This is a genomic window from Mycobacterium sp. NGS49, from assembly GCF_059812565.1.
The window spans coordinates 32,067-44,107 of the sequence record NZ_JCALCX010000034.1 but is presented as its reverse complement, the minus strand read 5'-3'; the positions used below and the strand labels follow the sequence as shown (position 1 = coordinate 44,107).

10 protein-coding genes are annotated in these 12,041 nt (G+C 67.2%); 2 read left to right on the top strand and 8 right to left on the bottom strand.

Translation table 11 applies throughout. The features are described 5' to 3' along the window. Position 1: 1 nt before the first annotated feature. Positions 2 to 463 (bottom strand): hypothetical protein, encoded by a 462-nt coding sequence (locus AC5Y7D_RS26010; protein WP_499928649.1) that lies wholly within the window; start codon positions 461 to 463, stop codon positions 2 to 4. 103 nt (positions 464 to 566) lie between these two features. Then, on the bottom strand, positions 567 to 1,466 hold the full coding sequence (mshB, locus tag AC5Y7D_RS26005) for an N-acetyl-1-D-myo-inositol-2-amino-2-deoxy-alpha-D-glucopyranoside deacetylase (RefSeq protein ID WP_499928648.1): 900 nt from the start codon (positions 1,464 to 1,466) through the stop codon (positions 567 to 569). An 82-nt stretch (positions 1,467 to 1,548) separates the two neighbouring features. Here mshB and AC5Y7D_RS26000 point away from each other — a divergent pair, with 82 nt between their 5' ends. Beyond that, on the top strand, positions 1,549 to 2,154 hold the full coding sequence (locus tag AC5Y7D_RS26000; RefSeq protein ID WP_499928647.1) for a TetR/AcrR family transcriptional regulator: 606 nt from the start codon (positions 1,549 to 1,551) through the stop codon (positions 2,152 to 2,154). Between the two features lie 22 nt (positions 2,155 to 2,176). On the opposite strand, the gene AC5Y7D_RS25995 is transcribed toward AC5Y7D_RS26000, so the two are convergent. From AC5Y7D_RS25995 to AC5Y7D_RS25975, 5 genes are all read right to left on the bottom strand, one after another. Further along, positions 2,177 to 3,295, bottom strand: coding sequence for a PE family protein (locus AC5Y7D_RS25995; RefSeq protein ID WP_499928646.1), 1,119 nt, complete (start codon positions 3,293 to 3,295; stop codon positions 2,177 to 2,179). Between the two features lie 220 nt (positions 3,296 to 3,515). After that, positions 3,516 to 5,825, bottom strand: coding sequence for a PE domain-containing protein (locus AC5Y7D_RS25990; RefSeq protein WP_499928645.1), 2,310 nt, complete (start codon positions 5,823 to 5,825; stop codon positions 3,516 to 3,518). A gap of 226 nt (positions 5,826 to 6,051) precedes the next feature. Then, positions 6,052 to 7,947: an ABC transporter family substrate-binding protein gene (locus AC5Y7D_RS25985; RefSeq protein ID WP_499928662.1), complete on the bottom strand. Its 1,896-nt coding sequence runs from the start codon at positions 7,945 to 7,947 to the stop codon at positions 6,052 to 6,054. A gap of 23 nt (positions 7,948 to 7,970) precedes the next feature. Then, positions 7,971 to 9,860 (bottom strand): translational GTPase TypA, encoded by a 1,890-nt coding sequence (typA, locus tag AC5Y7D_RS25980; RefSeq protein WP_499928644.1) that lies wholly within the window; start codon positions 9,858 to 9,860, stop codon positions 7,971 to 7,973. 57 nt (positions 9,861 to 9,917) lie between these two features. Further along, complete coding sequence (locus AC5Y7D_RS25975; protein ID WP_499928643.1) at positions 9,918 to 10,316, bottom strand: NUDIX domain-containing protein; 399 nt, start codon at positions 10,314 to 10,316, stop codon at positions 9,918 to 9,920. A 25-nt stretch (positions 10,317 to 10,341) separates the two neighbouring features. Between AC5Y7D_RS25975 and AC5Y7D_RS25970 the strand changes: the two genes are divergently transcribed. After that, positions 10,342 to 10,638: a 4a-hydroxytetrahydrobiopterin dehydratase gene (locus tag AC5Y7D_RS25970; RefSeq protein WP_499928642.1), complete on the top strand. Its 297-nt coding sequence runs from the start codon at positions 10,342 to 10,344 to the stop codon at positions 10,636 to 10,638. A gap of 86 nt (positions 10,639 to 10,724) precedes the next feature. Here AC5Y7D_RS25970 and AC5Y7D_RS25965 read toward each other — a convergent pair whose 3' ends face one another. Continuing rightward, entirely contained in the window at positions 10,725 to 11,996 is a 1,272-nt protein-coding gene (locus tag AC5Y7D_RS25965; protein ID WP_499928641.1) for a mannosyltransferase, read from the bottom strand. Positions 11,997 to 12,041 lie beyond the last annotated feature (45 nt).

Below are 12,041 nucleotides of genomic sequence, written 5' to 3'. Positions count from 1 at the left end.
CTCAACGGTTGGCGCGGAGTCGCCACAGCACCCACACCGGCGGTGCGACGCCCAGCACGATCAGCAGCAGCGCCGCGTACGCCATTACGCCGTGGCCACCCAGGACGATGTCTCCGCCGGGACCGCCCAGGCTGGCGACGGCCACCGTGAGCAGCCAGGTCCACAACGGCAAGGCGGCCACTCTGGACGAGGTGGTCCACCGGCTCGCGGCCCATACCAGGGCGGCGTTGACCGATCCGCTGATCAAGGCGCTGATCGGGAAGGGAATCGAGCCGATATAAGAGGGCAGAAGCAACGCCCCGCCCACCGCGGAGAGCACTCCGTCGACCGCCAGCAGCGCGAGAACGACAAAACGTATCGCCGGATCCGTGGCGCCGGTCTCCTCCCGCGAGACGGCGCGTGACTGGGTGTCGGTCAGGTTGGGACGCTGTCGATCTGTGAGAGGACCGAACCGATTACCCACTGCAGGTTGTCGAGTCGGTCCTGCCAGTGCTGGAGGTTGGGGTCCAGGTCGGGGTCCATGCGAATTCCTTCCTCTTCCTTTCGAGGCGGCCTGTCTGAAAAGACTAGTTGTCCGAACCGGTGATGCCCAGCCCGGCAAGCAGATCCGTTTCCCACCCGCGTTCGTCCCGATCTCCCGCCGAGCCCGCGACCAGAACGTAGTGCTCTTGCGAGAGGATCGGCAGTGCAAGGTTATTCGACAACGCGCAGGCACGCCCGGTCGCACCGACGGTGAGTTGCGTGGCATGCGCGGCAAGTGCGGCGACCTTGGCCGCGTGCGCGTCCGCGCCGGCCTCGATGACCGCGCTGATGTCGTCCTCAGGGTAGGTGAAGGGAATCTGTTCCGGTGGCAGTGTCCACTCGGGTCGCAGATCTTCGGCGGCCAGTCCGCGCACGCCTGCCAACATCGCATCCCGGGCCAGGACGGTCCAGTAGAACTTCGGCACCGGCCACGGGTCGCCCGAATAGTCCGCGGGGCGGCCGGCGGCGGCCACCGCCGCGGTAGTGACCTCGTGTGCGCGGATGTGATCCGGGTGGCCGTAACCGCCGTTGGGGTCGTAGGTCACCACCACGTGTGGGCGCAACTCCCGGATCAGGGCAACGAGGGCGCCGACGACCTCCCGTTCGTCGGCGTCGATGAATCGGCGCGTGCTTCGCGGCTCGGTGCCGGCCATGCCGGAGTCGCGCCAACGCCCTGCCCCGCCAAGGTAAATGGGGCCGCCGACGCCCAACGCGTTTAGGGCCCGGCTGAGTTCAGCGATGCGGTAGCCGCCGAGTTGATCCGCGTGATCGACGGCAAGTAGGGCCCAGCGGTCACCGACGACCTCCCCCTCCTCGCCCAGGGTGCAGGTGACGACGTGGACCTGCGCGCCGCGGGCGGTGTAGTGCGCGATCGTGGCGCCGTTGGCCAGGCTTTCGTCGTCGGGATGCGCATGCACGAACAGCAGCCGCGGCGTCTCAGGCATGGTCGAACCCTACCGCTGCCGGCTCGGCGGGAAAAAGCCGTCATCAGGCACTGATAGGAACGGCAACGGCTACTATCGACGAATGTCGCAGCAGATCCAGCGCGCCGGCGGAAGCCGTCGGCGTGGCGAAGTACTCGAGCGCGCGCTCTACTCGGCGACTCTGGCGGAGCTGGCATCGGTCGGATACGGCGGTCTGACCATGGAAGGCATTGCGGCGCGCGCGCATACCGGCAAGGCCGCGTTGTACCGGCGTTGGGCCAGCAAGCACGACCTGGTGCACGCCGCCATGACGCACAACCTGCCACCGCTGCCCGAGCCGCGCCCGGGCCGGTCGCCGCGCGAGAACCTGCTTGCGGTGTTCACGGCTCATCGCGATGTGCTGGCCGGAAAGACCGATTTCCCCGGCCTTGAGATCATCAGTCAGCTGATACACGAGCCCGAGCTACGGGCGATCTTCGTCCAAGCGGTGGTCTTTCCACGTATGCAGATCGTCGAGTCGATTCTGAAAACGGCGGTTCACGAAGGCGATATCGACCCGGCCAGGATCACCCCGATGACGGCTCGCATCGGACCGGCCCTGATCAACCAGCATTTCATGCTTACCGGCACACCGCCGAGCCGCCGGGAGCTGGCTCTCATCGTGGATACCGTCATACCCCCGAAAATAGCTGCAGTGCAGACCAATTGACGCCGGTTCGGCGCCGGGCTGCTCAGCGACCGGTGACCAGTCCGACTATATCCGCGCCGGCCATCAGGCTCTGACCGAAAATCCCCGGCAGGCCCCCGATTTGGCCACCGTTGAAGCTCTGAGCCGCGCTACCCAGCAACAGCCCTTCGGTGAAGTCTGCCGGCACCGACGCTCCGGTGAACAGGTTGAGCGTCTGTTCAGCGGTGCCGACCAACAGGTTTCCGACATTGAAGCTACGGTTCAACGCGCCGTTGAGCGCGCTGTCGGTCTGAAAAACCTGCTGCTCCCAGGCGACCTCGTTGGCCAGCAGCGCCTGGTTGAACGCCAACTCATTGGCCACCAGATTCGAATTGAAAGCGATCTGCGCCTGCTCGAGCTGCCGCAGGAAAGTGCCGGGTGAGCTCAGCAACGACTGTGCCGGTGCAGGAAGGAGACTCACCAGCGCCTGCCCGGGCGCACTGCCCAGCGCCAGGCCGGCGAGGTCGGCGCCCACCACCAGACTCTGGTCGAAAGCGCCCAGCGGGCCCCCGATTGCGCCGCTGTTGAAGGCCTGGGCCCCACTGCCCAACAGCAGACTTGACGTAAAGGTCGGCGGCACCTGCACGCCGACCAACGTGTTCAAAGCCTGCTCGCCGGTACCGACCAACAGGTTCATCGCGTTGAAGCCGCGGTTGACCGCACCGTTGAGAGCGCTGTCGGTGCCGAATACCGTTCGCTCCAACGCAATCTCGCTGTCAACCAACGCACGATTGAACGCCAACTCATTGGCCAGCAAATTCGAATTGAAGGCAATCTGGGCCTGCTCCAACTGCTGCATCGGAGATGACGCGGCGGCAGTAACCGCCTGCAGCGGCGACACATTGGCCGCTTCGGCGCCGGAGTAGGCGGCGGCCGCCGCGCGTATCGTGTGTACGAACTGATCGTGGAACCGTGCCGCTTGGGCATTGAGGCTCTGAAACGCTTGACCGTGTGCGCCGAACAGTCCTGCGATAGCGGCGGATACCTCGTCGGCGCCGGCCGGCAACACCGACGTCGTCGCCGCCGCGGCCGACGTGCCTGCAGCTCCGATCGCCGAGCCGATGCCGGCCAGATCCGTTGCCGCAGAAGCCAAGTAATCCGGCGCCAGCGCCAAATAAGACATGACCGTTCCCCCCAGTCCTACCACGACGGCCCGCCCCGGCCGATCGTGACGGTATTCAGATGACCGGATCGTAACCAAGCAACAGCGGCCGTGCCGTCGGTTTTTATAAATTGGATTAGATAAATTATGGGCGCCGCTCGGATGACTTCGGACCGACAAGCCGATCGGCCCGCCACCGCAGCGGTGACGGGCCAATCAGGGGATGTACTCGGCTCAGGAGCTAGCCACCGCCGCCCCCACCGCCGACCGTGCCGCCGATAGTGCCGCCGACAGTGCCGGTGCCGCTGAGCGCGGCGGTCAAAGTCGCGTTGAGCTGGGCAAGCAGGCTGGGCAGCCCGCCGGTGAGGGCTACCTGAACGGGAAAGCCCAGGTTGCTCAATACTGCGGCATCGAACAAGAACTTCTGCTCGAGGGCCCCCAACAGGCCGCCGGCGGTGACGCCGCCGAAGACATCGCCCGGGGCGCTGACCAGCAGGCTCCCGGTCAGATCTGCGGCGGGGGCGCCGAGTACGGCATTGATGACTCCCTGCGGCGTGCCTACCAACAGCAGGTTCAAACCGTTGAAGGCGTTGTTCACCGCACCGTTGAGGGCACCGCCGGTGCCGAACGTGGCGAGTTGCCAGGCCTGCTGGCTGGCGACCAGGTTGGCGTTGAAGGCCAACTGGCCGTCGACCATTGCCTGCAAGGCGGTTGGGGTCAGGCCCAGTTGCGTCAACAACGATGTGTCGAGCCCCGGCACACCACCCACCGCGGCGTTGAGCGCCAGCAACTGGTGCGCGACACCGGTCAGGCCACCGCCGGCCGGGAAGCCGCCGACAGCGAGCTCGGGTCTGAAGAGCAGGCTGCTGGTCAAGCCGGCCGACGCCGGTGCGCCGACAACCACATTGACCAACTGCTCCCCGGTACCCACCAGCAGGTTGGTGGCGTTGATGGCGTATCCGGCCGGACCTGTCAGTGCCGCAGGGCCCAGCAGTGCGCTGACCACTGCCCGCTCGTTGGCGACCAGAGCCTGGTTGAAGGCGATCTCATTGGCGACCAGCCCACTCAACAGACCGCTCTGCAGTTCTTCGAAGCCCGCCACCCCGACCGTCGGAAGCGCCGCCACCCCGTTGATCAGCGCGGTAAGCCCTGCGGTATCGCCGTTGAAGGCACCCGTCAGGGCGGCGCTGACCTGACCGCCGAGCGCCGGCAGGGCGACATCCAAATCGGCCAGCCCGGCGCTGAGGTTGCCGGCCAGGGTGGCACCGGCCTGCGTCAACGCCGCGAAGTTGGGGATCGCGAAGTTGGGGATCGCGAAGTTGGGGATCGTGAAGTTGGGGATCGCGAAGTTCGGCGACAACACCCCGTTCAACACGGTGCTGAGCTGAGCGCCCACGGCGGGGAACCCGCCGGTGATATTGGCAACCAGCGCAGGCAGATTCAGCCCGACTCCGCCGGTCAACCCGGACAGCGCGGCGTTGACGTTGGCTGCCAAGTTGGCGCCCAGGGCCGGGAAACTGGGCAGTCCCAGACTGCCGGACAGGGCACCGTTCAATGCGGTACCGAGCTGAGCACCCAGGCTGGGGAACCCGCCCGTGATATCGGCAACCAGCGCAGGCAGATTCGCGGTGAACCCGCCCGTCAAGGCAGGCAGGGTCACGTCGAATCCGCCGGGCAGCGTGGCCAGGGCCGCGTTGATCTCGGCTGCCAACGACCCGCCCGTCTGAGCCAGGCCGGTCAGGCTTGAACTCAAGCTGGTTGCCAGCATGCCGCCGGTCTGAGCCAACCCCGCGAGGCCGGCATTGACGTTGGCGGCTAAGGCATTTCCGGCCTGCAGGAAGCCGGACAGCTCAGGCAGCGCACCGCCGAGACTGCCTGACAGGGCACCGTTGAGCTGGGCACCCAGGCCGGTGAGTCCACCACTGATCGCGCCCGACAGCCCGGTCAGTCCGGCGTTGGCGTCCAGCGCGCTGTTGATGACCAGACTGGAGCTGAAGTTCGACGGAACCTGTGCTCCCAGAAGCAGATTGACGGCTTGCTGACCCCCGCCCACAAACGAGTTGGCGAAGTTGAATCCGGCGTCCGCAGCGTTGGACAGGGCGTTGCCGCTGCCGAAGACGGCCTGGCGCAGCGCGACCTCGGCGCCCACCAGGGACTGGTTGAACGCCAGCTCGGCATTGACCACGTTGGCCGTGAAGCCGGCCCACGCCTGACCGAGCCCCTCGATCGACAGTGCCGGGGCGGCCAACCCGTTGACCAATGCCTGCGCGACATTCGCCTCCGCCGCGGCATAGGCGCCGGCACCTGCGGTCACGGCCTGCACGAAGCGTTCGTAGGAAGCCGCTACCTGGGCGCTGACCTGCTGATAACCCGCCGCGTTCTCGGAGAACAGTGCGGCGATCTGCACCGACACTTCGTCGGCGGCCGCGGCCACCACGCCCGTGGTGGATGCCGCAGCGGCCGCATTGGCGGCGCCGAGCGCCGAACCGATACCGGACAAATTGGCGGCGAACCCCGACATTATTTGTGGCTCGACAAAGAGATATGACATGGACCGACCCCTCACCGCAATGATTGCTGGCTTACCCCGGCCCGATCAGGTGCCCTCTACCCCCGACCGAAGCGTATCGCGGGGGTTGACCGGAGCGTGCGATTTCTAAACGTAGATTTTCGTAACAATTTGTCGCGGGCTCAATTGGTGGGCCCGCACGACGCCGCGCGGAATGCGCCCGGTTTGGATTGCCGGCCGAAATGATCGGTCTAGCAACGATTTCAGGCTATTGCCCGGTCTTGAGCCACTGACCGGCGTCGCCGACGATGCCGACCGGCACGGCTCCGGTCAGGCTGACGTTCTGCACGCTGGGACCCGCCGCGACGATCGTGGTGTCCTGCAAAATGGGCAGCACCGTCGACATGTTCCACAGCCGGGGCTCCACCGCGGCGATCACGTCATTGATGTTCTTGGATCCGTTGAGGGCGGCGTCGATGTTGGACTGGACGCTGCGGTCGCAGATCCCGGTGAGGTTCGACGGCGCTTTCACCAGGGCGCCCGGTTCGGGCGGACGGCTGGGGCTGGTCGGGGGCGACGTCGTGTCCGGTGCTGCCTGTTGCGTGGCCGGGGTGGTTGTCGACGACGCTTTCGCCGGCGCGTTGGGAGCCGGTACCTCGGTCGCCTCCAAGGCCGGGCAACCGAACCGGGACGCCAACGACGTGGCCAGGTTCCCACCGGCCTGATGCCAGCCCACCAGGGCGTCCACTTGGTGGTTGTTCAACGCGTCCCGATACAACGTCACCGGGTCCAGCGCCAGCACGCTCGCGGCAATGCCGACATTGCGCAATTGGTCGGCGGCCGTGTTGGCCACGGCCACCGATGTCGGATCGTTGACGGCCACCCCGATCACCAATGAGAACTGTTTGCCGTCCTTGCTGATCCGGCCGCGGATGACTTCCGGCGGTCCGGTGCTCACCGGCGCCGTCGTCGAACTGGGCGCCGGCGAAACCGCGGCGCTGGTTTCGATCTGGAAGCCGGCCGCCTCGAACAGCCCCAGGGCCGCCGCCGTGCTCATGGCCGGCGGTGCGGTCGGCACATAGCCGGGGTCGCTGGGCGAACGGACCTGCGCCTGGGCCAGCGTGACGGTGTTGTCGCTGCCGGCGCCTACGGCTGCCAGCAGGTCGACGTCGACCAACCCCAGGATCGCGCGGCGCACCTGCGCGTCGGCCAGCTTGGGCTCGTTCGCCCGCAGCGTCAGCTGCATCACCCGCGGCGTCACAATACGGGCGGTCCGCACGTCCGGGATGGCCGACAGCTGAGCGAACGCGGCCGACCCGCCGTGCACCTGGGCCACCTGCGTGTCGCCATTGCGCACCGAGTCGGCCAATGCGGCCGGGGCCCCCGCCCGCCGGAACTGGATGAGCGCCGGCTTGGCGGGCGGTCCCCAGTAGCGGTCGTTGCGGGCGATCAGGATCTCGTCGCGCTGCGGGTCGATGTTCTCCACCCGGAACTGCCCGCCGGTAACCGGCAACGCGCGGGCCAGCCCCGAGGAGAACCCGCCCGGCACGTCTTTGACAATGTGCGCCGGCAGCAGGTTGCTGAACAACTCCCGCCACGCGGGGTAGGGCTGCGCAAAGGTGACGACGGCCTGCTTGCCGCCCTCGAGCGACTGGACCGAGGTGATCAGGTCGTATCCCGCCGGGTCCACCACGCCGGGCTGGCTGACCATCTGCCGCCACAGATACCAGAAGTCGTCAGCGGCGATCGGGGCGTTGTCGGTCCACCCCGCCTCCGGCCGGATCTTGTAGGTCACCGTGAACGGGTTTTCACTGGTGACATCGGCGGAAACCAACAGCGTCGGGTCCATCTCCCAGCGCGACCCGGTCGACGAAGTGGGGTCAGGCACCGGACGGAACGCACTGGGCAGCACCAGGGCGCTGATCGCCGCGTTCACCGGGGACAAGTCGGACAGCAGGTGCGGGTTGAACCCGGCGCCGATCGAGTCGATACCCATGATGATCTGGGTAGGGTGCTGCGGCGGCGGCGGAGTGTTGTGCGGGGTGTCGGTGCTCTGCGGTGCCGGCGGCGGGCTCACCGTGCAGCCCGAGAGCACCAGGCCGATCGCCGCCACCAGCACGCCGACCGCCACCAGGACGTGGCGGGCTCGGTGCAGCACGCCCATCAGGGTATCGAGGCGCACGTGGCCTACCCGCGAGCCTTGGCGCGGGAGCGGCTGCGGGCTCGCGACGTGGCGTCGAGTTCGACCTTGCGGACCCGCACGATCTCCGGGGTCACCTCGACGCATTCGTCCTGCGCGCAGAACTCCATGGCTTGTTCGAGGTCGAGCTCGAGCGGCTTGGCCAGTGTCTCGATGACGTCCGCGGTCGAGGACCGCATGTTGGTGAGCTTCTTCTCGCGGGTGACGTTGACGTCGAGGTCCTCGGCACGCGGATTTATCCCGACGACCATGCCCTCGTAGGTGTCCTGGCCGGGCTCGACGAAGAACTGGCCCCGATCGGCGAGCTGGATCAGCGCGAACGGGGTGATGACCCCTGCGCGGTCCGACACCAGTGATCCGGTGTGGCGGGCCCGGATCTCGCCTGCCCACGGCCGGTAGCCCTCGAACACCGCGTTGGCGATGCCGGTGCCGCGCGTCAAGGTGAGGAAGTCGGTACGGAATCCGATCAGGCCACGGCTGGGCACGACGAAGTCCATCCGCACCCAGCCGGCGGCGTGATTGGTCATCTCCTCCATGCGGCCCTTGCGGGCGGCCATCAACTGCGTGATCGCGCCGACGAATTCCTCCGGGCAGTCGATCGTCATCGCCTCGAACGGCTCATGCAGCTTGCCGTCGATCGTCCTGGTCACTACCTGCGGCTTACCGACCGTGAGCTCGAAGCCCTCCCGCCGCATCGTCTCCACCAGCACGGCCAGGGCAAGCTCGCCGCGGCCCTGCACCTCCCACGCGTCCGGCCGGCCGATGTCGACGACCCGGATCGAGACGTTGCCCACCAACTCGGTGTCCAACCGGTTGCGGACCATGCGCGCGGTCAGCTTGTGGCCGGACACCTTGCCGGCCAGCGGCGAGGTGTTGGTGCCGACGGTCACCGAGATGGCCGGCTCGTCAACGGTGATGCGCGGCAGCGCATGGGCGTGGTCGGGATCGGCCAGGGTGTCGCCGATCATGATCTCGGGAAGACCGGCCACGGCCACGATGTCCCCGGCCGCCGCCTCCTCGGTCGGTCGGCGTTCGACACCTTCGGTGGCCAGCAACTCGGTGATCTTGGCGTTGGTGATGACGGGCAAGCCGTCCACCTCGCGCATCCACGCCACCTGCTGGCCTTTGCGCAGCTTGCCGTTGTAGATGCGGATCAGCGCGAGCCGGCCCAGGAAGGCCGACGCGTCGAGGTTGGTGACCAGCGCCTGCAACGGCGCCTCCGGATCACCGGACGGTGCCGGGATGTGCTCCATCAACACCTCGAACAGCGGGTCGAGGTTGTCGCCGGCCGGAATCTCGCCGTCGGCGGGTTGCTCGGTGCTGGCGATACCGGCCCGCCCGGAGGCATACAGCGTCGGCAGACCCAACGCGTGCTCAGCGGCCTTGGCGGCTTCGTCGTCGAGATCGGATGCGACGTCGAGCAACAGATCGTGGCTGGCCTCGACGACCTCGGCGATGCGGGCATCGGGGCGGTCGGTCTTGTTGACGACGAGGATCACCGGCAGGTGCGCGGTCAGCGCCTTTCGCAGCACAAACCGGGTCTGCGGCAACGGGCCCTCGGAAGCGTCGACCAGCAGCAGCACTCCGTCGACCATGGACAGGCCGCGTTCCACCTCGCCGCCGAAGTCGGCGTGCCCCGGGGTGTCGATGACATTAATTACGGTGACGGACCCGTCGGCGTGGTGGCGGTGCACGGCGGTGTTCTTGGCCAGGATGGTGATGCCTTTTTCCTTTTCCAGGTCGCCGCTGTCCATGATGCGTTCCTGGGTGTCGTCACCGCGGTGCGTCAGGGCGCCCGACTGCCGCAGCATCGCGTCGACCAGGGTTGTCTTACCGTGGTCGACGTGGGCGACGATGGCGACGTTGCGGAATGGCACGTCGGTGATTGTGGCAGCGGGGGTCCTCAATAGCGAACTGGCGACGAACTGACCAGCTCATCGGGCTGTGCAGCGCAGCGCCTGAGCCAGGTCGGGAAGCCAGGCCCGGTCAGCCGGCACCCAATCGACGTCGTCGAGTTCGTCCGCCGTCAGCCAGCGCAGCGCCTGATGATCGCGCGGGTCCGGGTCGCCGTGTGTCAGATGGACGCGATAGGCCCGCAGCGTCGTCGCGTCGTTCAGCGCGATGTCGTCACCCAGGCGCTCGCCCACGTCGACCACGATCGCCAGCTCCTCGGCGAGCTCGCGGGCCAGCGCGGCGGCCTCGGTTTCACCCGGGCCGACCTTTCCGCCCGGCAGCTCCCAGCGGCCGGCCAGGTCGGGCGGCCGGAGACGTTGCGCCACCAGCACCGCGCCCGCTCTGAGGACGGCGCCCGCAACGACGATCTGGGTCGGCATGGCCGTGACGGTATACCGTCGAATCATGGCCGTTCTCAACGATGAGCAAGTAGATGCCGCACTGCCCGAACTCGACGGCTGGGAACGCGTCGACGGCGCGTTACGCCGCTCGGTGAAATTCCCGGCGTTTCTGGCCGGTATCGACGCCGTACGCCGGGTGGGCGAGCAGGCGGAAGCCAAAGATCATCACCCGGACATCGATATCCGTTGGCGCACGGTTACTTTCGTGCTGGTGACGCATTCCGAGGGCGGCATCACCCAGAAAGACCTCGATATGGCGCGCGACATCGACGGCATTGTCGGAGCGGCTTCGCCGCGGTAATCAGGTCGCGAAACGTCTGTTACCGGCGTGGCGGCCGATTACTCTCCGCACCCGATCGAATTTCGTCCGCGATTCCGTCGGCAACATCATCTGGTTCCGCAGCCACGGTCGCCTGTTCCGTCGCGAATAGCGCGTCGCTGCAGAGCGACCCAACCCAGCGTCGCCACCGCCGCCACCACGTAGACCAGCCCGGCCCAGGCCAGGTACCACGGCCTGCTGATCACCCAGATGGTCGGCTGCGCGAAGCTCAGCAGCCACGGCACGCCGATCAGGGTAAGCACCAGCCAGCCCCAACCAAGCAGCTTCGCCCCGCGCCGCTGCCGCAGCGGCCCGTGAATCAGCCAGATCATCAAAGGGACCAACCACACCCAGTGGTGCGTCCAGGAAATCGGTGAGAGCAGCAGGCCGAACAGTTCGACCACCAACAGCCTGCCCAGCGCATCGGAGCTGTCCAGTGCCCTCCAGGCCAGCACGGCAACCGCGGCCGTGCCGATGATGGCGGCAAGTACCAGCGGCCCGTAGCCGGCATCGTGACCGAGTATCCGGGAGACGGCTCCTCGCCATGACTGGTTGAACGAGGTGGCGACGGGCCCGACCCGGCGCGCGTCGCCGAGCAGGTCGGTGAAGTAGTAACGCGCCTGGTCTCCCACGACGAACAGCGAAACCCCGATGGTGATCAGGAATACCGACAGCGAGAACAGCGCCGCCGACCAGCGGCGCGCGCCGAGCAGGTAGATGCCGGCCACGGCCGGGGTCAGCTTGACGCCGGCCGCCAGGCCCACCAGCACCCCCGAGAGCCACCAGCGGGTGGTGTAAACCGCCCACAGCACGGCCAGCACCAGGAACACGTTGATCTGTCCGTAGTCGAAGTTGCTGCGCAGCGGCTCGATCCAAATCGCGGCCGCGGTCCACCACGCGGCGGCGGACCGGTTCGCGGCCACCCCGATCAATCGTTGGCTGACGCGCACCACGCCGTACAACGCGGCGACGATCGCGACCTGCCACAGGCAGGCGAGGACCCCGAATGGCACGAAGTGCAGCGGGTAGAAGACCACTGCAGCAAATGGTGGATAGGTGAACGGCAGCGGGAAGTCCGGCGTCTGGTCGGCGTAGACGAAGCTGTAGAGGGTCCCCGGATGGTCCAGTGCCGCGGCTCCACCGACGTATACGTGCAGGTCGACGAAGTTCGCGCCGTGCGGCGCCAGGTAGGTCCAGCCGAATCGCGCGGCGATGCTCAAGATCAACACCGGCAGTGCCCAGGCGTGCACAACGGCGGTTGGCCGCCGGGTGGTGTCTGCCGCCGCGGCGGCCGAAGTGGTGTCTATCGGCCCGACTCTACCGAGGGCGTCGGCGACCAATCCGCGCGTCGCGGCCTTTCATAACGGTGGGAACACGATTCCCAG

Coding starts and splice junctions, on each gene's coding strand:
- mshB (WP_499928648.1), bottom strand. CDS start 1,466: ATGCCTGAGACGCCGCGGCTGCTGTTCGTGCATGCGCATCCCGACGAC.
- AC5Y7D_RS26000 (WP_499928647.1), top strand. CDS start 1,549: ATGTCGCAGCAGATCCAGCGCGCCGGCGGAAGCCGTCGGCGTGGCGAA.
- AC5Y7D_RS25995 (WP_499928646.1), bottom strand. CDS start 3,295: ATGTCTTATTTGGCGCTGGCGCCGGATTACTTGGCTTCTGCGGCAACG.
- AC5Y7D_RS25990 (WP_499928645.1), bottom strand. CDS start 5,825: ATGTCATATCTCTTTGTCGAGCCACAAATAATGTCGGGGTTCGCCGCC.
- AC5Y7D_RS25985 (WP_499928662.1), bottom strand. CDS start 7,947: ATGGGCGTGCTGCACCGAGCCCGCCACGTCCTGGTGGCGGTCGGCGTG.
- AC5Y7D_RS25975 (WP_499928643.1), bottom strand. CDS start 10,316: ATGCCGACCCAGATCGTCGTTGCGGGCGCCGTCCTCAGAGCGGGCGCG.
- AC5Y7D_RS25970 (WP_499928642.1), top strand. CDS start 10,342: ATGGCCGTTCTCAACGATGAGCAAGTAGATGCCGCACTGCCCGAACTC.